The following is a 22,410-nucleotide window of genomic DNA, read 5'->3' as shown; positions in this document are numbered from 1 at the left end:
AGAACGGGATTGCCATCAATTTATCCGGGGATCGGATAAACAAAATCAAAGAAAAGGGAGAAAAAATGAAAGGATTAACTTTGGCATGCGCCCTGTCGGCGGCTCTGGTCGGTGTCTCATTCGGTGGTCCGGTACAAGCGCAGGAGCACTTCGTGACCATAGGCACCGGCGGTCAGACCGGCGTCTACTATGTCGCTGGCCAGTCCATCTGCCGCTTCCTCAATCGCGGCGCCGCCGATCACCAGATCAAGTGCAACGCCCCGGCCAGTGGCGGTGGTGTTGCCAACGTCAACGGCATCCGCAGCGGTGAATTCAACTTCGGCATCATGCAATCCGACCACCAGTTCAAGGCGATGAAGGGGCTGCCGCCGTTCCAGGCCGAAGGGGCCATGGACGATATGCGCGCCGTCTTCTCCCTGCAGAGCGAGGTGTTCACCATCCTGGCTCGCCGCGATGCCAAGATCGCCAGCTTCGACGATCTGAAGGGCAAGCGCGTCAACATCGGCAACCCGGGCTCCGGCCAGCGTGACACCATGGAAGAGATCATGGCGGTCAAAGGCTGGAAGAAGGGTGACTTCGGTCTGGTCTCCGAGCTGAAGCCGGCCGAACAGGCCTCCGCCCTCGGTGACAACAACATCGACGCCATGAGCTACTTCGTCGGTCACCCGAACGGCGCCATTCAGGAAGCCTCCACCACCACAGATGCGGTACTGGTACCTGTGACCGGCGCCGACATCGACAAGCTGCTGGCCGAGAAGAGCTACTACAGCAAGGCCGAGATCCCGGGCGGCATCTACAAGGGCAGCGACAAGCCGACCCCCTCCATCGGTGGCAAAGCGGTGCTCTCCACCAGCGCCAAAACCGATCCGGAAGTGGTCTATCAGCTGGTCAAGTCGGTGTTCGACAACCTGGATCGTTTCAAGCGCCTGCACCCTGCCTTTGCCGACCTGAAAGAGGCCGACATGATCAAGGTAGGTCTCTCTGCACCGCTGCATGAAGGGGCTGCCCGCTACTACAAAGAGCGCGGCTGGCTCTGATTGAAGGCCCCGGGGCCTTTGTCACTCTCTTCGACACCCGTCTGCCGCCTGATTGCGGGGGCGGGTGTCGCTCTTGTTGTACTCGTTGGCACAAGTTAACCCTATGCAAGATAAACAACTCTCTACCGAGGAACTGATCGCCCAGGATGTGGGCGCTCGCCTGCCGCTGGGCATCATGGGCTGGCTCATCACAGCTCTGGCGCTGGCCTGGTCGCTGTTCCAGCTCTGGATCGCCTCGCCACTCCCCTTCATGGTGGGGTTTGGCGTACTCAATGACACCGAAACCCGCTCCATTCACCTCACCTTTGCCCTGTTGCTCGCTTTTCTGGTGTTCCCTGCATTTCGCTCCTCGCCGCGGGATCGGGTTCCCCTCGGTGATATCGCCCTCGGCCTGATCGCTGCTGGCGCCGCCTCTTACCTGTTCGTGATGTATGAAGCGCTGGCGCTGCGTCCCGGCACCCTCACCACCGCCGATCTGGTGACCGCCTGCATCGGCATTCCGCTGCTGCTGGAAGCGGCGCGCCGCGCCCTGGGGCCGGCACTGGCGGTCATCGCCATCGTCTTTCTGATCTACAGCCTGGCGGGCCCCTGGATGCCGGGACTGCTGGCACATCGCGGAGTAGGCTTTACCGCGCTGGCCAACCACCAGTGGATCACCACCGAAGGGGTGTTCGGCATCGCCCTTGGCGTCTCCACCAGCTTCGTGTTCCTGTTCGTGCTGTTCGGCGCCCTGCTGGAACGGGCCGGTGCCGGTCACTACTTTATCCAGCTCGCTTTCAGCCTGCTCGGTCACTTGCGCGGCGGCCCGGCCAAGGCGGCAGTGGTCGCCTCTGGCCTGACCGGCCTGATTTCCGGCTCGTCGATTGCCAACGTGGTGACCACCGGCACCTTCACCATCCCGATGATGAAGAAGGTGGGCTTCAGTTCAGAGAAAGCGGGGGCGGTTGAAGTGGCCTCCTCGGTCAACGGCCAGATCATGCCACCTGTGATGGGGGCTGCGGCTTTCCTGATGGTCGAATACGTGGGCATCCCCTATGTGGAGATCATCAAGCACGCCTTCCTGCCTGCCGCCATCTCCTACATAGCGCTGCTCTACATCGTCCATCTGGAGGCGTTGAAACTGGGCATGCAGCCCATCGGCAACCATCAACCCAAACCCTGGCTGCGTCGCCTGACCGGTTTTACCTTTGGCGCGGCCCTCATCAGCGGCCTGTCACTGGCGGTCTACTATGGCCTCGGCTGGCTCAAACCTGCACTGGGTGACTACGCTCTGCCGGGGATCTCGGTACTGCTGGCTGCCACCTATGTGGCCCTGTTGAAGATCGCCGCCAGCAATGAACCACTGCCTGCCGAAGATCCCGACAAGCCGCTCACCGAGTTGCCCAACACCCGCGCCGTGCTGCTCTCCGGCCTGCACTTCCTGCTGCCGGTGGTGGTACTGGTATGGTGCCTGATGGTGGAACGCCTCTCGCCGGGGCTGTCGGCCTTCTGGGGTACCGTGATGCTGGTGATCATCCTGCTGACTCAGCGCCCGCTGCTCAACTGGCTGCGCAAGGACGGCAAGCACGACTACGGCACCGTCGCTGACGGCGTGGTGGATCTGCGGGAAGGGCTGGTCGCCGGTGCCCGTAACATGATCGGTATCGGCATTGCCACCGCCACCGCGGGGATTATCGTGGGTGCGGTCTCCCAGACCGGTGTTGGTCTGGTGCTGGCGGATCTGGTGGAGTTCCTCTCCATGGGCAACCTGCTGCTGATGCTGCTGCTCACCGCCCTGCTGAGCCTGATCCTCGGCATGGGGCTGCCGACCACTGCCAACTACATCGTCGTCTCCAGCCTGCTGGCACCGGTGGTAGTGACGCTGGGGCAGCAAAACGGGCTGATCGTGCCGCTGATCGCGGTGCACCTGTTCGTCTTCTACTTCGGCATCATGGCGGATGTGACGCCGCCGGTGGGGCTGGCCTCCTTCGCGGCAGCGGCTGTCTCCAAGGGCGACCCCATCAAGACCGGGATCACGGCGTTTTACTACAGCCTGCGTACCGCGGCGCTGCCGTTCCTGTTTATCTTCAACACCGACCTGCTGCTGATCGACGTGGACTTCGCCCACGGGGTGCTGATCTTCATCGTGGCGACCATCGCCATGCTGATCTTCGCCGCCGCCACTCAGGGCTGGTTCCTGGTGAAGAGCCGCTGGTACGAGAGTGTGCTGCTGTTGCTGGTCGCCTTTACCCTGTTCCGCCCGGGTTTCTGGATGGACATGGTGCACGACCCCTATCGCGAGACCCCGCCTGCCCAGCTGGCCCAAACCATGGGTGAAGTGGAAGCGGAGAGCACCCTGCGGCTGCGGATCCTCGGTGAAGATGCAGTGGGCAAGCCACGCAAGTTCACCCTGCTGGTCGCCGTACCGGATGGGGCAAATGGCGAAGAGCGGCTGGCCAATCTGGGGCTGAGCCTCTATGAGCAGGATGGCAAGACGCTGATCGACAACGTCGCCTTTGGCAGCCCGGCCGCCACCATGGGACTGGAGTTCGATCAGGAGATCCTCACCGTCAAGGCGCCGACCGAGCGCTGGACCAAGGAGTGGATGTGGATCCCGGGCTTCCTGCTGTTCGGGGCGATCGTCTGGCTGCAGCGTCGCCGCAGCATCAAGGCCGGTTAACCCACCGGGCAGATGAGACTGAGGGCCGCTATTGCGGCCCTCTTTTTATTGCCTTGCCCTCTGCGGCTCTTGCGACGAGCAACAGTCATGGAAAAAGGTAAACGGTGGCGAGCGGCCAAAAAAGTGGGGTGACATGTCCATGTCACCCCCTCGCAAATAGCATGTTCCATATTGGAGTCCGGCCACGCCGGGTCTCTGTTTCACTTTCCGATAGTTCGCGACCCATCTGAAGTGCGCGCCAATTGAAGCGATGCAACCGACCAGCTACCCGTTACAACCTTCGTCCACACGGCAGACAGGCCGCCGTGTTTGTCCTTGCAACTGAAATATTACGCATAAAAACAAAATAAAAAACGTTTTTATGCTAATTCCATTCACATCAGAGTACAAAAAACAGCCTTATCATCACCGCTAAATTGTTATAAAACAGTAAGATAGGTTCATGCATGGTTATTCACCCGCAAAGGGCATCAGCAATGGCTTACAAGGCTTTGCGAGATCTCGCACAAAAAATGGCCGCCTCACAGCCAACGGCGCAGGGGCAACCAGTCGCTAAGGCGGGCTATCAGTCGCCTTGACCACCCTTCGGGTTTGCGCGGCAATCCACCCGCCTGCTCCTGCCAGTGAGCCAGCCACGTTCGCAGCGCCTCGCAGATCGGCGGGCAGTGCAGATGCAGCATCAGTTCGGTATTGAGAAAGAGTGAGCGAGGATCGAGGTTGAGGCTGCCGAACAGCGCCCGCTCCTCCCTCAGCAGGATCAACTTGGCGTGCAGGCTGCCGTGGCCATGGTCAAACTCGGCGACCCGGATCCCTTGGCGCAGCAACCAGCCGAGATAACGCTGATAGGCACCATAGACCAGTGGCACATCGGTGCTGGCCAGCGAGTTGGTGAGAATGTCGATGGCGACCCCCTGCTGGCGTAGCCGCGCCAGACGGTGCCGGAACCCGCGAGTAAGGATGAGGTAAGGGGTCACCAACCCCAGCGAGCCAGGATTGTCAGCCAGCTGGCGCCAGAGCTGACGGGCGGTGGTGGGACGGGAGATAAGCCCCTTGCCGGGACGGTCGAACCACACCTCTGCCCGCCCCTCGTGCCACTGCAGCGGTACATCGCTCTCGTCAAACAGCGCCGCGGGCAGATCGTAGACCGTCGCTACCGCCGGATCCGTCATGGTGAACAGGAAGTCGTTGACCACCTCTATTTCGGCGGGCAGCAACTCGCGGCGCAGCAGATGGCGGATGGGGTGACTCCAGCGGCTGTGCCAGAACTGCTCGAACCCCTGCACCATCTGCTGGCACAGTCCCCCCTGACAGGCGAGATCGAGATCCACGAAGGGAGCCTGCGGATCCAGACCGAAGTAGCGATCGCCTATGTTGCGCCCGCCGATCAGCGCCTGCTTGCCATCCACCAGCAGCAGCTTGTTGTGCATCCGGTGGTTGATGCGGCGAAAGCTGAGCAGCCCCTCCAGCAGCAGTGCCAGCGGGCGCCAGCCCCGCAGCCAGAAGGGGTTGAACAGCCGCACCTCGATCCCCGGGTAGTGAGCCACCATTTCCAGAAAGCGGTTGTCACCGGCATAGAGATCATCCACCAGCAGCTGCACCTTGACGCCGCGCCGAGCGGCGTGAAGCAGCTCGCTCAGCAGCAACTTGCCGCTGCTGTCCTCTTCCCAGCTGTAGTACTGCGCCTGGATCCGCTCGCGGGCATGGCGGATCCATTGACAACGCACCTTCAGCGCCAGCAGAGGATCGTCGATCAGGGCAAAGGATCCGGGGATCATGGTGTCATCCTGCTGTCATGGCCGGGTGTCATAACGCTGGCGAGCCTCTTCACATATTCAAAAGGAGTTGCTGATGGAACTGCATGATACCCCGATGTTGCGCTATCTGGGCCAGCTCAGCCAGCCAGATCTCATCCCGGCCACCGGCCCCGCCCACTGGTTTTTGCAACACAGGGACGGTGGCTGGCAATTGCCGACCGTGCAGGCGACCCTGCCGGTCAACCGGCTCAGGGCTGAGCCGCTTCGATAGCGGCAGCCTTGCCCTCGATCTGGGGCAGGCTGAAACGATAGGCCACGTAGTACTTGTAGATGGTGCCGACATAGTTGATCGGCCCCTGTCCGACTTCGTTGGCTACCAGCTGATCCACGTTGCCGAACCAGACGTTGGGATCGAGCCCCAGTTTCTCCGCCTTGCCTCGCAGCGCCTGCACCCGGTTCGGTCCGGCGTTGTAGGCGGCGAGGGCAAACAGGTGGCGGTTGAGCCGATCCAGCTTGGGATCATTGAAGTAGGTATCGAGGATCAACCGCATGTAGCGGCAGGCGGCCTCCACATTTCCCTCCAGCGTGGTGAGTCTGGCGCCGTTGATGCCGACCTCCCGCCCCGTACTGGGCAGCAGCTGCATGAGGCCCACGGCCCCCTTGGGCGAACGCGCCTTGGGATTGAGGCCGGACTCCTTGTAACCAAGCGCCGCCAGCATCAGCCAGTCAAGATCGTATTTATTGGCGTACTTCTCCAGCACCTTGCGAATGGTCGCGAGGCGCCCTATGGGATCCGGCGCCAGGATATTGCTCATCTGATCGCTGCGAACCAGCAGCCGGCGCAGGGTCATGTCGCTGTAAAGGCTGTTGCGGCTGACACTCGCCAGATAGCCATTGACCGCCTTGAGCAGCTCGGGGCTGTTCTTGCGCAGCGCCCAGGCACTGGTGCCGTTGCTGCGCAGGGGGATCAACTTGTGGGCCTTGAGGCCGGAGATCATGCCACCCAGCCAGATCCGCCCCTTGTAGCTGTCGGTCACTGTCAGGGGAATAATGCCGGCGGCCACCATCTCCAGCAGATCGCCATCCTGCAGGTATTCGGGCACCGTTTCGATATAGACGGGGGGCAACCCCAGCTCGCGAAACAACCAGTTGAGCTGGCGCAAACTCTCGTAGTAGCTGGAGCTGGCACGCACCCAGACCCGCCTGCCGGAGAGCTGGGTAATGCGGCTGAAGGCGGGCAGGCTCTGCTGGCTCACCACCCACTCCTCGATGGATGAAATGAGCGGCCGGGAGAAGGCCACCTGTTCACGCCGGGTCGGGGTCACCGTCATGGTTGCCGCCACCAGATCGCCGCGCCCCTCGGTCAGATAGTCCAGCAGCTTGTCCTGACGCACCGGGATGTAGACCACCTTGAGTTTGACCTTCTCTTTGGCGAGATAGGTCTTGTTCAGCCAGCGCTCGAACCCTTGCAGCTGATTGACCAGAATGCCGTACTGGGCGCCGCGATCGAGAAAATAGAAGCCGCGCTCATAGACCACCAGCGCCCTGAGTTCGCGCTTTTGCAGAATGCTTTCGAGATCCCCGGGTTGGGGCAGACGCTGTGGCTTGAGTTCAGCCGCCAGCAGGGGAAAACAGCAGAGGGCCAGCAGCGCCCAGATCCAGCGTCGCATCACGATGGCTGCCCCTGTGATGACGTCACACCTGCTGCCTGTTGGCAGCACGGATCACGATAGAGGGTAGGATTGGGGGCAGAGATCCATCGCTGCGTCATGATGTTTACGCCTTCTGTTGGCCGACTCGCGCCGGGCAAAAACGTCTGTGGGATAGAGTAACTATAGAACGCCGACCCACAGCAGAAGGGTCAACACGGCAGGCAAACCTGCCGCGTTATCAGACAACTCAGATAGAGCGGGCCCGCATTTCGAAAATCAGTTTTTCGGCAGTGCAGGTGAATTGCAGGCGGGCTTTCAGGATCACGCCGTTGGCGCCTTGGGTCAGTTCGCTGCTCACTTGAGCTTCGGCAGTGACCTGTTTGGCCAGTGCTTCATAGGCAGCCAGCTTGGCGCGGGCATCCGCCTCGGCAGCGGCTTCAATCACCAGATCCATCACATCGTCGCCTTCGCCGATGATGGTGCCAATCTCGGCAAAACAGCCGCAGCTGTCACAGGTTTCGTTCAGTTCAACTTTCTCGTCTACAGACATTTTCTACTCCTACTGCTTATTTCGGATGATTTGCGTCGTCACGCATCGCCTTGCGAAAATCTTTGATGGCGGTACCCAGATCCTCACCTGCACTGGCAAGACGCTTGCTGCCGAAGACCAGCACAACGACCAGCAAGAGGATCAGCATATGCCAGATGTGAATTCCACCGAGTCCCATAGGGATACTCCCTCACAAAGAGATATCTGTTACTTGTATCAAAATAGAGCGCAGGGATTGTTGGGCAAAATCAAGGCAGGTGCAAGTGAGCAAATAAATCATAGCCAAAAAATAGGGCGACCCAAAGGTCGCCATATTGATTGTGCTACATGTCCCCTCAACCGCTACATCCTGTACCAGTGGTTCATGCGAACCTGAGACCATTCGAGGATAAGATCGCCAAGATATGAAAACAAATGGTATAAATTCATCTTAGAATTGAAGAGGATTCATATCATGCTGCTGGAACAACTGGGTCGCATCGACCTCAATTTGCTGATTATCCTGCAGGTGCTGCTGGAGGAGCGCAACGGCAGCAAGGCGGCACGCCGCCTTCATCTGAGCCAGTCCGCCGTCAGCAAAGCCCTCGGCCGTCTGCGCGATACCTTCAATGATCCCCTCTTCATCCGCTCTGCCTACGGGCTGGAACCCACCGGCCGTGCCCTTGCACTGCAGCAGCAGTTGCAACCCATCCTGCTGTCGCTGGACAACCTGATCCAGCCGCCCGAGTTCGACCCCGCCAGCTCGGAGCGGGAGTTCGTCATCGCCAGCATGGACAGCGCCTTCACCCTGTTTGCCCCGCTCTACCTGAGCGAGCTGAAGCGGCAGGCACCAAGGATCCGCTTGCGTTACGAGGAGTGGACCGAGAACAGTCTGACCGAGATGAGTCAGGGTCAGGTGGACATCGCCTTCGCGGTGCGGGAGAACTGCATCAGCTCCGATTATCGGCTCGATACCCTGCCCGACAGCATCTGTCAGCGAGTGCTGGCGGTCGATGATCTCACCTGTCTGGTGCAGCAGCACCACCCCGCGCTGCGAGAGCCCAACTGGAATCTGGAGCACTACCTCAGCTATCCCCATGTGCAGACTTACTGCGAGGGGCGAGACCGCTGGATGCTGGATCACAAGCTGGCGGAGCAGGATCTCTACCGGCGTATCGAGGCAACCGTGCCCTCCTTCGAGGCGGCGCTGCGGATGGGGATGCACTCCGACATGATAGTGACCCTCTCCAGGCTCTACGCCCGCCACGCTACCCAGGTCTATCCGCTGTTGCAGCTGCCGCTGCCCATCGGGTTGGACAGCATCTCCCATCTGCTCATCTGGCATCAGCGTCACAGCGAGGATCCGGGCCACCGCTGGCTGCGGGAATTGCTGCTCTCCCTCATCATGAGCAAACTGGAACCCGCTGCGACCACTCACGAGTGACTGCACGTCCTCTCGGCGGCACAAAAAACGGGGCTCTGCGTAGCCCCGTTTCATTCACTTCAAGATGTAAACCGCTCAGCCCTGACCGGTCACCGCCAGATAGTGATGCACCCCGTCCAGCAGCATCTGTACCGAGATCATCACCAGCAGCATACCCATCAGCCGCTCCACCGCAGTGAGTCCCCGCTCACCCAGCAGCTTGTTGAATACCTCGTAGAACATCAGGATCACCGCGCTGGCAGCCCAGGCCAGAAAGAGTGCCAGCGACCAGTCCACCATGCGGGTCGGCTCCTGATTGGCCAGCAGCATCAAAGAGGCGAGGATCGAGGGGCCGGCAATCATCGGGATCGCCATCGGCACCAGGAAGGGCTCCTCGCCCGCCGCCAGCCCGGTCACGCCCCCCTCACTCGGGAAGATCATCTTGATGGCGATCAGGAACAGGATAATGCCCCCCGCAATGCTGACCGCCTCCTGCCGCAGGTTGAGGAAGCCGAGGATCTGCTGACCGACGAACAGGAACAGCATCATGATGGCCAGCGAGAAGAGCAACTCGCGCACCATCACCTTGCGACGTCGCTTGGGATCGATATGACGCAGTATAGAGAGGAAGACCGGCAGGTTGCCCAGCGGGTCCATGATCAGAAACAGCATGACTGCGGCAGAGAAAGTATCCATACAACGCCCGGGCTACGCCCTGAATAGGGAAAATAGAGGGGGCGAAATATAGCAAAGGGCGAAGAATTGAGCGAGCGCCATGATGCGCTCGCAGCGGGATTAACCGTGGTTGCAGATCTTGTCGGCGCGGGTCTGGAAACCCTCGGCCGAGTCGATGAATTTGCCGCGGGCAGCCAGAAAGTCGATCAGCTCTTCCGCATCCATCTCGCTGGCGCTGCAGGTATGAAAACGGGCCTCGGTACCGAACCGCTCGGCCATCGCCTGTTTCAGGCTGGCACGGGTAAATTGCCCCCCTTGTGCCAACATCATCTCCATCACTTCGTGACCATGAACCGATTGCGACATCTCTCACCTCAATAATGAACATATTTAATGCCAATTAAATATCTCCACGCCCGGAGGGATCTTGATATAGGCCAATAAATTGCGCATTACCTGGTCAGGGGAGTGGTCACCGCCACCGCTTTGTCGATAATGTGGCAACCCGCGTCAGGGATCGCTACACTGGCGCCCCTTTTTGGCCATCGCAGACAATGTATAAGGATATTGGCGTCATGCTGTTCCATGGAGAGGCTCTCAAGCCCTGGCAGATCTGGACCCGCCGACCACTCTGGCTCAAGACCCTGATCGGCATGCTGACAGGGGTGGGTCTGGGCGTCGGCTTTGAAGAGCAAGCTCTGTTGCTCAAGCCCCTTGGCGTCCTGTTCGTCAACACCATCCAGATGCTGATGGTGCCCCTCATTTTCTGCTCGGTCATCGCCGGTCTCACCTCGCTGCTCAAGGGCAAGGCCCTCGATCGCATCGGCAGCAAGGCGATCTGTCTCTACTTCTGTTCGACCGCCATCGCCATCTGCATCGGCCTGATGATGGGCTGGCTGCTGGAACCCGGCATGGGTGCCGACATGGGCCCCTATGAGCGGGTCGGTATGTCGGAACCACCCACCCTGGCCAGCGTGCTGAGCCATCTGGTGCCGAGTAACCCGGTACAGGCGATGGTGGATGGCAAGATCCTGCAAGTGATCGTCTTTGCGGTGGCGCTGGCGGTCGCCCTCAATGCCAGCGGTCGCCGTGGCCGCCCCGCCATCCTCTTCTTCACCTCGCTGGCCGAGGGGATGTTCAAGCTGACCCAGATGGTGATGGCGCTCGCCCCTTACGGTGTCTGCGCCCTGATGGCCTGGATGACCGGCAAGTACGGCCTCGACCTGCTGCTACCGCTGCTCAAGGTGATCGGCGCCGTCTACCTCGGCTGCCTGCTGCACGTGCTCGGGGTCTACAGCACCCTGCTGCTCCTGCTGGCACGGCTCAATCCGCTGCACTACTTCAAGAGCATCGTTGACGCTCAGGCGGTGGCCTTCACCAGCAGCTCCAGCAACTCCACCCTGCCCATCAGTCTGGCCTGCGCCGAGAAACGGCTGGGAGTCTCCCCCGCCATCACCGCCAAGGTGCTGCCCATCGGCGCCACCATCAACATGGATGGCACCGCACTCTATCAGGGAGTGACTGCGCTGTTCGTGGCTCAGGCATTCGGGGTGGATCTGCACCTGGTCGATTACCTGACCATCATCAGCATCGCCACCCTGGCCAGTATCGGCACCGCTGGCACCCCGGGCACCGGGTTGATGCTGCTGACCCTGACCCTGACTGCGGTGGGCTTGCCGCTGGAAGGGGTGGCACTGATTGCAGGCATTGACCGGATCCTCGACATGGCGCGCACCACGGTCAATGTTTCGGGGGATATTCTGGTGTCGGTTCTGATCGCCCGCAGCGAAAACGAGCTGGATCTGGCGACCTATCACGATGCCAGCGCAGGGGAAGATATCGAGTTCCCGCCGCGCTAGCGGAAGAGAGATCAGCTGTCGTGGGGATCGTGATGACAGCGCCAGCAGACGTCGAAGTTGGCGCCGTTCTCCTCCCCGCACTGGCCGCACAGCCAGCCGTTTCCCTGACGCTGCTGGTAACGCTCGATGACCCGTCCTGCCTTGCTGCGATCCTCGGCCCGCACCATCAGGGTCACCTGCAACATGTCGACCGGCAGCTCGCCAAGGGCGCCCGACAGCCCCTCGCCATTGAGGCGCACCAGCACCCCTTCCGCCTCCAGCGCCCCTTTCAACGCGTGTGCCTCCAGGGTGTGTGAGGCGCGATAGAGATTGATCCAGTTATCCATAGCTCCCCCTTACAACAACTTGTCGATGCCAAACTCGGCGCCATTTTCAATCATGAAATCGATGAATGCCCGCAACTTGCGCGGCATCAGTTGCCGCTCCGGAAACAGCAAATAAATCGGCACCCTGGGTTGCTGCCACTCTGGCAGCAGGATCACCAGCTCGCCGCTGGCCAGCTCATCCTGACAGAGCATAGCGGGTAACGAGGCCAACCCCAGCCCCGCCTTCGCAGCCTCCCGGGCACAGGTAATATTATTGACCCGAAAACGGGATGGGGGGTCAACCAGCACCTCTCTGCCATCCAGCTCGAAGCACCAGTGAGAGGCGAGAAACCCGCTGCTCACCGTCACTCGCTCGTGGTTGGCCAGATCCTCCGGCCGCTCGATGACCGGGCTGCGGGCCAGATAGTCCGGGCTGGCACAGAGCAGCCGCCCGGTGCTCCAGAGTCGGCGTGCAGCCAGATTGGAGTCGCTCATGTCGCCAATCCGCACCACCGCATCCAGCCCTTCGCTGATGGGGTCCACCACCCGGTTGGTCAGCTCCAGCTCCACCTGCAAGGCGGGATAAGCCTGCAAAAACTTGGCGACCAAGCGCCCAACCACCAGTTGCCCCGTCTCGATAGGCACCGCCAGTTTGAGGATGCCGGTCACCTCCTGCTGGCTGGCGCTCAGCATCAGCTCGGCTTCGGTCAGGGCATCGACCGCCTTGCTGCAGTGCAGGTAGTACTTCTCCCCCTCCTCGGTCAAAGTGAGCTGACGAGTGGAGCGATAGAGCAGACGCACTCCGAGCCGCTGTTCCAGTTCGGCGATGCGGCGGCTGACCATCGCCTTGGTCATCCCCAGCTCGCGGGCGGCCCCCGTAAACGAGCCCTTGTCGACGATACGCACCAGAATTAACGCGGCATTGAGATCCATTGTTGCACCAGTGAAACTGTATATCTCGTGAACCAATACTAATCGAAACAGTTGACCAGTGTTAGCCTGCGCCCCTTAAGTTCAGGAATCACAAAAATGAGTCAACACAAGAAAATTCCCCTGCTGGCAGCCATGATATTGGCTCTGCTCGGTCTGCTGTTCGCCGGTTACTGGTATCTTCACGGCCGCTATTTTGAAAGCACCGACAACGCCTATCTGCAAAGTGAAGTGACCGGGATCAGCTCCAAGCTGCCCGGCTATATCCGCGAAGTGCTGGTCACCGACAACCAGCCGGTCAAAGCGGGTCAGCTGATCGCCCGTCTCGATGATCGCGAATACAAAACCAGGGTCGCGGAGGCCGAAGCCGACCTGCGCCTCAATCAGGCGACGGCCGAAAATCTGGCCGCCACCCGCACCCAACAACTGAGCCTGATCCAGCAGGCCGAGGCCAAGGTCGCCTCCGCCAACGCCGAACAGCTGCGTGCCAGCCAGCAGGTCAACCGGATCAGTCAGCTCAACCAGCGCCACTACAGCTCGCAAGACAGTCTGGACGAAGTGCGTGCCGGGCTGCAGGTCAATCAGGCGCAAGCCCGGGAGGCCCAAGCCGCCCTGCAGGCGGCCCGTGAACGACTGCTGGTACTGGATGCCGAGCGCAAACAGAATCTGGCCAAGCTGGCATTGAGCGAAGCACAACTGGAGCAGGCCAAGCTGGAGCTCGGCTACACCGAACTGCGGGCGCCTGCTGACGGCATCATTGGCAAGCGCAGTCTGCGGGAAGGGCTCTACGTCCAGTCCGGTATGCAGGTCGCCAGCCTGGTGCCGCTGCAGCAGGTGTGGGTCGAAGCCAACTTCAAGGAGACCCAGCTCGCCCATATGCAGCCGGGCCAGAAGGTCGAAGTGGTGCTCGATGCCTACCCGGATCAACCGGTCGAGGGGATCATCGACAGCCTGGCCCCGGCGACCGGCGCCAAGTTCGCCCTGCTGCCGCCGGAGAATGCCACCGGCAACTTCACCAAAATCGTGCAACGGGTGCCGGTCAAGATCCACATCCCCGAGCCGGGCCCGCTGGCAGGCAAGCTGCTGCCGGGTCTCTCTACCGAAGTGATCGTGGATACCCGTACCCCTGATCCCGTGGTGGCTGCCAACTGATGGAACCCATTCCACGTCGCAACTGGATCGCGGTCATGGGGGGCCTTATCGGTGCCTTCATGGCCATCCTCGATATCCAGATCACCAATGCCTCCCTGAAGGACATTCAGGGGGCCCTGTCGGCCACCCTGAGCGAGAGCTCCTGGATCTCCACCTCCTATCTGGTGGCGGAGATGATCGCCATCCCCCTGAGCGGCTGGTTGAGCCGGGGGCTGAGCGTGCGCCGCTACCTGCTCTGGACCACCGGTGCCTTTATCGCCGCCTCTGTGCTCTGTTCGTTCAGTTGGAACCTCACCAGCATGATCGTCTTCCGGGCGCTGCAGGGCTTCACCGGCGGGGCGCTGATCCCGATGGCCTTCTCCCTCATCGTCACCCTGTTGCCGTTACAGAAGCGGGCCACCGGCATGGCGCTGTTTGGCCTCTGCGCTACCTTCGCCCCCGCCATCGGCCCGACCCTCGGTGGCTGGCTCACCGAGCAGATGTCGTGGCACTACATCTTCTATCTCAACGTGCCGCCGGGACTGCTGGTGATGGCCATGCTGGCCCACGGGCTGGATAAAAAACCGGTGGACTGGGCCGTGATCAAGCGGGTAGACCTCATCGGGATTGTCACCATGGCGCTTGGCCTCGGCTTGCTGGAGGTGGTACTGGAAGAGGGCAACCGGGAAGACTGGTTCGGCTCAAGCTTCATCGTGCGACTGGCGGTCATCTCGGCTGTGGCGCTGGTGTTCTTCGTCATCAGCCAGCTGATCCGCCGTCACCCGCTGGTCAATCTGCGGCTGCTGCACAACCCGCGCTTCGCGCTGGCCTGCTTCGCCTATCTGATCCTCGGCATGGCGCTGATGGGATCTATCTATGTGTTGCCGCTCTACATGACCCAGATCCACAACTACAACGCGCTGGAAATCGGCGAAGTCCTGATGTGGATGGGGCTGCCGCAACTGCTGGTGCTACCGCTGGTACCCAGGCTGACCCACAAGATAGACCCGCGCTATCTGGTGAGCTTCGGCTTCCTGATCTTCGCCGTCAGCTGCTTTATGAACGTCAACATGAGTGCCGACTACGCCGGGCCGCAGCTGATCCATTCGCTCATCGTGCGGGCGCTGGGACAGCCCTTCATCATGGTGCCGCTCTCCCTGGTCGCCACCGCCAGCCTGAGCCACGATGAGATCCCCTCCTCCTCGACCCTGCTCAACGTGCTGCGCAACCTGGGTGGTGCGTTCGGTATCGCCATCATCGCGACCCTGCTCGACAACGATACCCGCACCCATGTGTTGCAAATTGGCAGCACTCTGGCCGCCAGCAGTATCGAGGGGCAAAACTATCTGCTGCAACTGGCCCAGAGCATGATGGCGCAGGGTTCAGGCCCCGAGATTGCCCAGCAGCAAGCACGGGCCATGCTGGCCAATACCATCAACCGGGAGGCGGCCATCATGGCCTACAACCAGGTGTTCTACATCATGGGGATCTTCCTGCTGATCGCCAGCGCACTGATGCTGTTGCTCAAATCCCCCGCCCCACGGGCAGCAGATGCCGAACCGCTAGAGGCGTGAAACAACGCCGGGCATAAAACGAAAAACGGGCTAATGCCCGTTTTTCGTTATCTGTTACCTGCACTCAACCAGAAAGCGTTATCCCGCCAGCGACCCCGCAATCAGGAATTGCGCCGCGAAGTAGCTGCTCATCACCCAGGCACGAGCATGGGGAAAGGGGTGGCGGAAGCGATCGAGCGCCAGCATGCTGTCGGAGAAGAGGAACATCAGCGCCCCAACCAGAGCGGCGGCAGAACCGGCAGTGAGAGAGGCGTGCCAGGCACCGGCGGCCACCCAGGCCATGCCGATGATCACCAGCATGTAGCAGAAGACCGGGATCCGCATCTCCCCAAGCTTGCCCCACAGCAGGCCAAAGACCATGCCGGCGATCAGCAACAGCAGCAAACCATCCACCAGATTGAGCAACAACGGCCCTTGGGCAAAACCGACGATATAGCAGAGATGCGCGACAAGAAATGCCGCCAACCCCTGAATGAAGCGATCGCTTGGCAGCATCAGCAGCACATCGCCCGCCAGCGAGAGGCAGAGGCCGAGCAGGATCCAGGCGTGTGAACCATCGTGGTCATAACTCTGGTAGCCGAACGCCAACGCGATGATAAGCAGCATGGTCAGCGGCTTGCTGATATAGAACTGGCGGCTGTCTGAACCGTAGGCAGAACGGATGTGCCACCAACCTGAAGCGATGATCAAGAAACTCAATAACATGCCCTGCTCCTCACCTGTTGCTCGCAGTCATACGGCAACCGTTTTTATCATGATGCAGGGTAACAAATTCCCTCCCCCAGTGGCAGGGGTGCTGATCAAATGGACAGACTAAGCCTAAAGTCTAATTGCCGCCCCGAGTAGTTCAGGGCATAAGTGACGGGTCTGGAGGATCACCATGGAAGAAGCTATGAAGAACTATCTGCCCGCCATCGATATCATGATGTGCCATCTGGGGATCAGCTTTGAGCAGGCCTGTGAACAACTGGGTCTTAGCCAGCAGGAGCAACAGGCACTGGATCTGCTGCAGCAACAGCAGAGCCAAGCCAACTAAGCCCTCCCGTTATTGGATATCATGATGCGCCATCTGGGGATCAGCTTTGAGCTGGCCTGCGAACAACTGGGTCTCAGCCAGCAGGAACAACAGGCACTGGATCAGTTGCAGCAACAGCAGAGCCAAGCCAACTAGCTTGAGTTGAATCATAAAAGAGAAGACCGCCAGCAGGCGGTCTTCTCTTTTAGTCTCTGTGATAACCGGGTGGCATCATGCAATACCTGCCAGCAGGCGACTCCAGTTGCGTTTACCTGCGATAAAGCCGTCCCGCAGGGCCCGATACTCCAGTTGCAGCTTGAGGCGGTCATAGCGCGCCAGAGCCTTGCGCTTGCGTAGCTCAAGCAGCCGCTTGCGGCTAGCGTAATAGTGTTGCAACTGCTGGCTCAGCTTGTCGTACTCCTCCTGCAGCAGCGCCTGCCACAGTTCGCGATCTTCCTGCTTGCGCAACTTGGCTTGTGCCCGTTTCAGCTGCATCTGCAGCCGGGCTTGTTCGATACGCTCCTCCGGCGAGGATCTGAGATCCCCCGCCAGACCACACCAGGAGGCGAGCCGGATCAACCACTTGGTCGGATCGAACTGCCACCAGTGAATGCCGTTGCGGTAATCATTCTCGAACAGGTGGTGAAAGTTGTGATATCCCTCGCCAAAGGTGAAAAAAGCCAGGATGCCGTTATCGCGAGCGGTATTGCGGTCGGTATAGGGCTGACTGCCCCAGATATGGGCCAGCGAGTTGATGAAGAAGGTGGTGTGGTGAGTCATCACCATCCGCAGCACGCCCGCCAACAGCAACATGCCGAGCAAGTCCCCATGCCACAGGCCGAGCAGCAGCGGCAGCCCCAGATTGGCCGCCAGCGCCAGCGTCAGATAGTGACGGTGCTGAAACGCGACCACCGGGTTGTTCTGCAGATCACGCACATTGCTGTAATCGCCATAGCGATCTCCCTGATGTTCCCGCAGCATCCAGCCGATGTGGGAATACCAGAAACCGCGCCCCGCGCTGTAGGGGTCTTTATCGTTGTCATCCACATGACGATGGTGACGGCGGTGATCGGCCGACCAGTGCAGGGCAGAATTCTGCAGCGCCAACGCACCGCCGATGGCAAACAGCCACTGCAAAGCGGTGTGCGCCTTGTAGGCCTTGTGCGACCAGAGCCGGTGATAGCCTGCGGTGATGGAGAGACCACTCAGGCAGAACAACAACAGGAAACTGGCCCACTGCCAGAGATCGTAACCGTGGCTCATGCCGTACCAGGGTACGACAATCAACGCCACTATCCCGGAGAGGGAGAACAGCAGGGTATTGGTGAAAATAATGGGGGGTCTAGCCATCTCATTGCATCCTTTCAGCGAACAGCTGTTAGCCATTTTCTATGGTGATTTCCTCACGGTCAATGGTAAAAAAGTAGGATACAAACCTGATCCTGAGGCGCCTTCGGGTTATCATTTGTTCTCGTTAAGCTGAAGGTGACTGATTTCGTGGGTATTCGCGCTCAACAAAAAGAAAAAACCCGGCGTACATTGATCGATGCTGCATTCAGCCAACTGTGCGCCAATCGGAGTTTCTCCAATCTCAGCCTGCGGGAAGTCGCTCGCGAAGCGGGTATCGCTCCTACCTCTTTCTATCGCCACTTTCGCGATATGGAGGAGCTAGGCCTGACCCTGGTTGACGAAGGAGGTCTTACCCTGCGCCAACTGATGCGACAGGCACGCCAGCGCATTGCCGGTGGTGGCAGTGTCATCAGCACCTCGGTGCAGACCTTCATGGAGTTCGTCGAGAACAACCCCAACATCTTCCGGCTGCTGCTGCGGGAACGCTCCGGCACCTCGGCCGCCTTTCGTCAGGCAGTGGCTCGCGAAATCCAGCACTTTATCGCAGAGCTGACCGATTATCTGGAAGCTACCACCGAAGCACCACGGGAAGATGCCTACATCCAGGCAGAAGCCATGGTCACCATCGTCTTCAGTGCCGGTGCCGATGCACTCGACATGACCAGCGAAGAGTGCCGTGCACTCTCCGACCGAACAATTCGCCAACTGCGGATGATCGCCATGGGCGCCGAGGTACAAAACCAGAAGCGCCGTGAACCTCACCCATTACCACAGGATGGAGAACGATATGACTGAACAGCTTATGATTCCGAAAAAACCGCTCGCCATGGCCATGCTGATTGGTATCTGTGGCGATGCCTCTCTGGCCGTGCTGACCAACTCGGTTGTGCCTTTCTCCTTCTTCCCGCTGATTGCCCTCTGGCTGGCGGCCTATCAGCTGTTCCAGCACTATCGCCATGAACCCATGGTGGGCAACACCCCCATCTGCACCCTGCTCTGCTTCTTTATCGGTGCCTTCGGCCACTCCGCGCTGCTCAAGGTGCAATACCCGGAGCTTGGCAGCAACTTCTTCTCCCTGATCATGATGCTGCTGTTACTGGCAGCCCTCTCCATCAAGCTCGGCCTGAGCATTGGCAACAAAGAGAAGCGCTGATAAATCGACCGAGTGATGGTAATCAGCTGATAGATAAAACAAAGAGGCCTTCCCGTCGGGAAGGCCTCTTTGCTTGAACGGTACCTGATTAATCCGGCAATCTCGGTATTCCCAACCTAGCCAAGCTGCTAGGCTTCAAGATCGATGTGCAAATAGAAGAGAGGATGGTCAATATGGAGCTGCCCTGTAGTCAGCAGGCGGCAGAAGGCTGATTTGGCCCCCTGTAGAGTCATTCAAATAGCTATAAATGAAACTGATAAGACTCTGATATAGCCAGAAAATGATGGAAATAACCGGCTATCTGGCACTCTTACTTGGCAGGGAAAAGCCAGATATTGGTGGTTTAACGCGCTAAAAATACAAAAGCCCGGTCGTGAAGCCGGGCTTTTGTATTCGTTCTGGTATGCAAACCTGTGGGTCACTTGATAAAAACGCCCATAGCAAAAAGGCCTTCCCATCTGGGAAGGCCTTCAAATTAGTGGCGGAGCGGACGGGACTCGAACCCGCGACCCCCGGCGTGACAGGCCGGTATTCTAACCGACTGAACTACCGCTCCGCATTCGGTTAGCTTTCGCTAAATCTTCTGCTGCATTTTCTGAGGTGTCATCCTCGCAGCCAGTGACGTGATTCTTCACATCGCTGTTTAATTGAGTGCCTAGCAGTGTCCTACTCTCGCATGGCGAATGCCACACTACCATCGGCGCTACCGCGTTTCACTTCTGAGTTCGGCATGGGATCAGGTGGTTCCACGGCGCTATGGCCGCCAGGCAAAATCTTCAATCTGAGAAAGCTGACGTGAGTAGTGATGTTGCGCTTGGCTTGTCACTATCACTGAATTAGTAGTTCTTCGATTTGCTACAAGCCTTAGAACACTTCTTGGGTGTTGTATGGTTAAGCCTCACGGGTAATTAGTATGGGTTAGCTCAACACGTCGCCGCGCTTACACACCCCACCTATCAACGTTGTGGTCTCCAACGGCCCTTTAGGACCCTCAAGGGGTCAGGGATGACTCATCTCAGGGCTCGCTTCCCGCTTAGATGCTTTCAGCGGTTATCGATTCCGAACTTAGCTACCGGGCAGTGCCACTGGCGTGACAACCCGAACACCAGAGGTTCGTTCACTCCGGTCCTCTCGTACTAGGAGCAACTCCCTTCAATCATCCAACGCCCACGGCAGATAGGGACCGAACTGTCTCACGACGTTCTGAACCCAGCTCGCGTACCACTTTAAATGGCGAACAGCCATACCCTTGGGACCGACTTCAGCCCCAGGATGTGATGAGCCGACATCGAGGTGCCAAACACCGCCGTCGATATGAACTCTTGGGCGGTATCAGCCTGTTATCCCCGGAGTACCTTTTATCCGTTGAGCGATGGCCCTTCCATTCAGAACCACCGGATCACTATGACCTACTTTCGTACCTGCTCGACCTGTCCGTCTCGCAGTTAAGCTGGCTTATGCCATTGCACTAACCTCCTGATGTCCGACCAGGATTAGCCAACCTTCGTGCTCCTCCGTTACTCTTTGGGAGGAGACCGCCCCAGTCAAACTACCCACCAGGCACTGTCCGCGAGCCCGATTCAGGGCCCTGCGTTAGAACATCAAACATACAAGGGTGGTATTTCAAGGACGGCTCCAGCGCAACTGGCGTCACGCCTTCAAAGCCTCCCACCTATCCTACACATGTAGGTTCAATGTTCAGTGCCAAGCTGTAGTAAAGGTTCACGGGGTCTTTCCGTCTAGCCGCGGGTACACCGCATCTTCACGGCGAATTCGATTTCACTGAGTCTCGGGTGGAGACAGCATGGCCATGGTTACACCATTCGTGCAGGTCGGAACTTACCCGACAAGGAATTTCGCTACCTTAGGACCGTTATAGTTACGGCCGCCGTTTACCGGGGCTTCGATCAAGAGCTTCGCTTGCGCTAACCCCATCAATTAACCTTCCGGCACCGGGCAGGTGTCACACCCTATACGTCCACTTTCGTGTTTGCAGAGTGCTGTGTTTTTGATAAACAGTCCCAGCCATCTGGTCACTGCGACTCCCGACAGCTCCATCCGCAAGGGACTTCACCATCAAGAGCGAACCTTCTCCCGAAGTTACGGTTCTATTTTGCCTAGTTCCTTCACCCGAGTTCTCTCAAGCGCCTTGGTATTCTCTACCCGACCACCTGTGTCGGTTTGGGGTACGATGACTTGTAATCTGAAGCTTAGAGGCTTTTCCTGGAAGCAGGGCATCAATGGCTTCCACACCGTAGTGTGTTCGTCTCGTGTCTCAGTGTTGTATCAGCGGATTTGCCTACCGATACCACCTACGCACTTTCACCAGGACAACCGTCGCCTGGCCCACCTAGCCTTCTCCGTCCCCCCATCGCAATTACAAGTCGTGCAGGAATATTAACCTGCTTCCCATCGACTACGCCTTTCGGCCTCGCCTTAGGGGTCGACTCACCCTGCCCCGATTAACGTTGGACAGGAACCCTTGGTCTTCCGGCGAGGAGGCTTTTCACCCCCTTTATCGTTACTTACGTCAGCATTCGCACTTCTGATATCTCCAGCATACCTCTCGATACACCTTCGCAGACTTACAGAACGCTCCCCTACCACTTGCACTAAGTGCAAATCCGCGGCTTCGGTGCCTGGTTTGAGCCCCGTTACATCTTCCGCGCAGGCCGACTCGACTAGTGAGCTATTACGCTTTCTTTAAATGATGGCTGCTTCTAAGCCAACATCCTAGCTGTCTGAGCCTTCCCACATCGTTTCCCACTTAACCAGAACTTTGGGACCTTAGCCGGCGGTCTGGGTTGTTTCCCTCTTCACGACGGACGTTAGCACCCGCCGTGTGTCTCCCGGATAGTACTTACTGGTATTCGGAGTTTGCATGGGGTTGGTAAGTCGGGATGACCCCCTAGCCCAAACAGTGCTCTACCCCCAGTAGTATTCGTCCGAGGCGCTACCTAAATAGCTTTCGGGGAGAACCAGCTATCTCCGAGTTTGATTGGCCTTTCACCCCCAGCCACAGGTCATCCCCTAACTTTGCAACGTTAGTGGGTTCGGTCCTCCAGTTGATGTTACTCAACCTTCAACCTGCCCATGGCTAGATCACCCGGTTTCGGGTCTACACCTTGCAACTAGACGCCCAGTTAAGACTCGGTTTCCCTACGGCTCCCCTATACGGTTAACCTCGCTACAAAATGTAAGTCGCTGACCCATTATACAAAAGGTACGCAGTCACCCCGAAGGGCTCCCACTGCTTGTACGTACACGGTTTCAGGTTCTATTTCACTCCCCTCACAGGGGTTCTTTTCGCCTTTCCCTCACGGTACTGGTTCACTATCGGTCAGTCAGGAGTATTTAGCCTTGG

General features: G+C 59.0%; 20 protein-coding genes, 1 tRNA gene and 2 rRNA genes (1 of these 23 only partly in view). 10 read left to right on the top strand and 13 right to left on the bottom strand.

Features of this window, described 5'->3' with window-relative positions; genetic code table 11:
* The first annotated feature begins 65 nt into the window (after positions 1 to 65).
* Both ACTG1K_RS04580 and ACTG1K_RS04575 read left to right on the top strand, forming a co-directional pair.
* Positions 66 to 1,037 (top strand): TAXI family TRAP transporter solute-binding subunit, encoded by a 972-nt coding sequence (locus ACTG1K_RS04580; RefSeq protein ID WP_440004868.1) that lies wholly within the window; start codon positions 66 to 68, stop codon positions 1,035 to 1,037.
* A 103-nt stretch (positions 1,038 to 1,140) separates the two neighbouring features.
* Positions 1,141 to 3,696, top strand: a complete 2,556-nt coding sequence (locus tag ACTG1K_RS04575) for a TRAP transporter permease (RefSeq protein ID WP_440004867.1) — start codon at positions 1,141 to 1,143, stop codon at positions 3,694 to 3,696.
* Between the two features lie 521 nt (positions 3,697 to 4,217).
* Here ACTG1K_RS04575 and ACTG1K_RS04570 read toward each other — a convergent pair.
* A complete protein-coding gene (locus ACTG1K_RS04570; RefSeq protein ID WP_440004866.1) occupies positions 4,218 to 5,471 on the bottom strand; it encodes a phospholipase D-like domain-containing protein in 1,254 nt (417 codons plus the stop codon).
* Between the two features lie 73 nt (positions 5,472 to 5,544).
* On the opposite strand from ACTG1K_RS04570, the gene ACTG1K_RS04565 reads away from it, so the two are divergent.
* Complete coding sequence (locus tag ACTG1K_RS04565) at positions 5,545 to 5,721, top strand: hypothetical protein (RefSeq protein ID WP_005339947.1); 177 nt, start codon at positions 5,545 to 5,547, stop codon at positions 5,719 to 5,721.
* On the opposite strand, the gene ACTG1K_RS04560 is transcribed toward ACTG1K_RS04565, so the two are convergent.
* The 3 genes from ACTG1K_RS04560 to tatA form a co-directional block, all read right to left on the bottom strand.
* Positions 5,699 to 7,120 carry a lytic transglycosylase F gene (locus tag ACTG1K_RS04560; protein WP_236322816.1) on the bottom strand — a complete coding sequence of 474 codons (1,422 nt, stop codon included), beginning with the start codon at positions 7,118 to 7,120 and terminating at the stop codon, positions 5,699 to 5,701. The two genes, ACTG1K_RS04565 and ACTG1K_RS04560, sit on opposite strands and share 23 nt — an antisense overlap.
* A gap of 229 nt (positions 7,121 to 7,349) precedes the next feature.
* On the bottom strand, positions 7,350 to 7,652 hold the full coding sequence (locus ACTG1K_RS04555) for a YfcZ/YiiS family protein (protein WP_005339945.1): 303 nt from the start codon (positions 7,650 to 7,652) through the stop codon (positions 7,350 to 7,352).
* A 16-nt stretch (positions 7,653 to 7,668) separates the two neighbouring features.
* Positions 7,669 to 7,830 carry a twin-arginine translocase TatA/TatE family subunit gene (gene tatA, locus ACTG1K_RS04550; protein ID WP_005339944.1) on the bottom strand — a complete coding sequence of 54 codons (162 nt, stop codon included), beginning with the start codon at positions 7,828 to 7,830 and terminating at the stop codon, positions 7,669 to 7,671.
* Positions 7,831 to 8,106: 276 nt separating this feature from the next.
* Here tatA and ACTG1K_RS04545 point away from each other — a divergent pair, with 276 nt between their 5' ends.
* Positions 8,107 to 9,075 (top strand): LysR family transcriptional regulator, encoded by a 969-nt coding sequence (locus ACTG1K_RS04545; protein ID WP_005348538.1) that lies wholly within the window; start codon positions 8,107 to 8,109, stop codon positions 9,073 to 9,075.
* A 75-nt stretch (positions 9,076 to 9,150) separates the two neighbouring features.
* Here the strand turns inward: ACTG1K_RS04545 and ACTG1K_RS04540 are convergent, their stop codons facing one another.
* A complete protein-coding gene (locus ACTG1K_RS04540) occupies positions 9,151 to 9,750 on the bottom strand; it encodes a YhgN family NAAT transporter (RefSeq protein WP_013724175.1) in 600 nt (199 codons plus the stop codon).
* A gap of 99 nt (positions 9,751 to 9,849) precedes the next feature.
* Entirely contained in the window at positions 9,850 to 10,095 is a 246-nt protein-coding gene (locus tag ACTG1K_RS04535; protein ID WP_425856126.1) for a YecH family metal-binding protein, read from the bottom strand.
* Between the two features lie 209 nt (positions 10,096 to 10,304).
* Here ACTG1K_RS04535 and ACTG1K_RS04530 point away from each other — a divergent pair, with 209 nt between their 5' ends.
* On the top strand, positions 10,305 to 11,588 hold the full coding sequence (locus ACTG1K_RS04530; protein ID WP_151287168.1) for a dicarboxylate/amino acid:cation symporter: 1,284 nt from the start codon (positions 10,305 to 10,307) through the stop codon (positions 11,586 to 11,588).
* An 11-nt stretch (positions 11,589 to 11,599) separates the two neighbouring features.
* Here ACTG1K_RS04530 and ACTG1K_RS04525 read toward each other — a convergent pair whose 3' ends face one another.
* Complete coding sequence (locus tag ACTG1K_RS04525) at positions 11,600 to 11,914, bottom strand: putative signal transducing protein (RefSeq protein ID WP_005339933.1); 315 nt, start codon at positions 11,912 to 11,914, stop codon at positions 11,600 to 11,602.
* Between the two features lie 9 nt (positions 11,915 to 11,923).
* A complete protein-coding gene (locus tag ACTG1K_RS04520) occupies positions 11,924 to 12,826 on the bottom strand; it encodes a LysR family transcriptional regulator (RefSeq protein WP_139710852.1) in 903 nt (300 codons plus the stop codon).
* Between the two features lie 96 nt (positions 12,827 to 12,922).
* On the opposite strand from ACTG1K_RS04520, the gene ACTG1K_RS04515 reads away from it, so the two are divergent.
* A complete protein-coding gene (locus ACTG1K_RS04515) occupies positions 12,923 to 13,975 on the top strand; it encodes an HlyD family secretion protein (protein ID WP_425856129.1) in 1,053 nt (350 codons plus the stop codon).
* The gene (locus ACTG1K_RS04510) at positions 13,975 to 15,528 is read left to right on the top strand and encodes a DHA2 family efflux MFS transporter permease subunit (protein WP_421336181.1); all 1,554 of its coding nucleotides are present in this window, start codon (positions 13,975 to 13,977) and stop codon (positions 15,526 to 15,528) included. Before ACTG1K_RS04515 ends, ACTG1K_RS04510 begins: the two co-directional genes overlap by 1 nt.
* 78 nt (positions 15,529 to 15,606) lie before the next feature.
* On the opposite strand, the gene ACTG1K_RS04505 is transcribed toward ACTG1K_RS04510, so the two are convergent.
* Positions 15,607 to 16,233, bottom strand: a complete 627-nt coding sequence (locus ACTG1K_RS04505; protein WP_429075939.1) for a lysoplasmalogenase — start codon at positions 16,231 to 16,233, stop codon at positions 15,607 to 15,609.
* A 175-nt stretch (positions 16,234 to 16,408) separates the two neighbouring features.
* On the opposite strand from ACTG1K_RS04505, the gene ACTG1K_RS04500 reads away from it, so the two are divergent.
* Positions 16,409 to 16,564: a hypothetical protein gene (locus ACTG1K_RS04500; protein WP_155397466.1), complete on the top strand. Its 156-nt coding sequence runs from the start codon at positions 16,409 to 16,411 to the stop codon at positions 16,562 to 16,564.
* Between the two features lie 210 nt (positions 16,565 to 16,774).
* Here the strand turns inward: ACTG1K_RS04500 and ACTG1K_RS04495 are convergent, their stop codons facing one another.
* Positions 16,775 to 17,893 (bottom strand): fatty acid desaturase, encoded by a 1,119-nt coding sequence (locus ACTG1K_RS04495; protein ID WP_425856130.1) that lies wholly within the window; start codon positions 17,891 to 17,893, stop codon positions 16,775 to 16,777.
* A 147-nt stretch (positions 17,894 to 18,040) separates the two neighbouring features.
* On the opposite strand from ACTG1K_RS04495, the gene fabR reads away from it, so the two are divergent.
* Together fabR and ACTG1K_RS04485 are read left to right on the top strand one after the other, a co-directional pair.
* Positions 18,041 to 18,688 (top strand): HTH-type transcriptional repressor FabR, encoded by a 648-nt coding sequence (fabR, locus tag ACTG1K_RS04490; RefSeq protein ID WP_440004865.1) that lies wholly within the window; start codon positions 18,041 to 18,043, stop codon positions 18,686 to 18,688.
* Positions 18,681 to 19,046, top strand: coding sequence for a YijD family membrane protein (locus ACTG1K_RS04485; protein WP_236322813.1), 366 nt, complete (start codon positions 18,681 to 18,683; stop codon positions 19,044 to 19,046). The genes fabR and ACTG1K_RS04485 overlap by 8 nt, the downstream gene beginning before the upstream one ends.
* Positions 19,047 to 19,525: 479 nt before the next feature.
* Here ACTG1K_RS04485 and ACTG1K_RS04480 read toward each other — a convergent pair.
* From ACTG1K_RS04480 to ACTG1K_RS04470, 3 genes are all read right to left on the bottom strand, one after another.
* Positions 19,526 to 19,602, bottom strand: a tRNA-Asp gene (locus tag ACTG1K_RS04480).
* Between the two features lie 97 nt (positions 19,603 to 19,699).
* Positions 19,700 to 19,814: ribosomal RNA gene (gene rrf / locus ACTG1K_RS04475) — 5S ribosomal RNA — on the bottom strand.
* Positions 19,815 to 19,933: 119 nt separating this feature from the next.
* A 23S ribosomal RNA gene (locus ACTG1K_RS04470) occupies positions 19,934 to 22,410 on the bottom strand; it runs 412 nt beyond the window's last position.

This window comes from Aeromonas sp. 102P (genome assembly GCF_051920345.1).
GTDB classification, from domain to species: Bacteria; Pseudomonadota; Gammaproteobacteria; order Enterobacterales; family Aeromonadaceae; genus Aeromonas; species Aeromonas veronii.
The sequence above is the reverse complement of the archived record's forward strand: the minus strand, read 5'-3'. Positions and strand labels throughout refer to the sequence as shown.